Source organism: Penaeicola halotolerans (genome assembly GCF_016464625.1).
In the GTDB taxonomy this organism is placed as follows: Bacteria; Bacteroidota; Bacteroidia; order Cytophagales; family Cyclobacteriaceae; genus Penaeicola; species Penaeicola halotolerans.
Genome location: NZ_JAEAGO010000038.1, coordinates 1 through 292 on the forward strand (window position 1 = coordinate 1; position 292 = coordinate 292).

Annotated in this window: 1 protein-coding gene; it reads right to left on the reverse strand. The window is 38.7% G+C overall.

The genetic code is table 11. The features are described from left to right. On the reverse strand, positions 1 to 292 hold a 292-nt coding region (locus I5349_RS13670), incomplete at both ends, for a hypothetical protein (protein ID WP_226391340.1).

Below are 292 nucleotides of genomic sequence, written 5' to 3' on the forward strand. Positions count from 1 at the left end.
GTAGACGTTCTTTGGAGGGAAGAGATTCTCTTCTATATCTTTAGCGGTAAACTTCACGCCTTTGCTGATGATTTCATCACCAAACTTGTGCTTGACTCCTTGTGAAACTTTACCCTCAAGTAGTGTTACCATTTTCTTAATCATTTGAGCTCTTACTGCTATTAGGTCTTTACCATATTTAGCCTTAAGTACTTCCACTTCTTTCTTAGACTTAGCTCTAAGATTCTTATGCTTTTTAGGTCTAGAGAACAATTTAGTGCCGATGACTACACCTCTGAGAGATGGGGAAGCT